Raw genomic sequence first — 214 nt, 5'->3', positions numbered from 1 at the left:
CTTCAAGTAATTGAAGCAGTCTCCCCCAAGTCCTCGGATGTGCAAACTGCAGCTCGCTCATTACTCGGCAAGGTTGATGCAATTTACCTCCCTACAGACAACACAGTCATCTCTGCTATAGAAGGTATCATCAAAATTTCTGAGCAAGCAGACATTCCTGTTTTTGCCGGCGACACCGATAGTGTCGCTCGTGGCGCCATCGCGGCCTTAGGGT

1 protein-coding gene is annotated in these 214 nt (G+C 50.0%); it reads left to right on the top strand.

Annotated elements, in window-relative coordinates; translation table 11 throughout:
• A partial coding sequence (locus A3761_RS05600) for an ABC transporter substrate binding protein (protein ID WP_304439588.1) occupies nt 1–214 on the top strand: 214 nt, incomplete at both ends.

This window comes from Oleiphilus sp. HI0123 (assembly GCF_001635315.1).
This window is presented reverse-complemented; position numbering and strand designations above follow the sequence as displayed.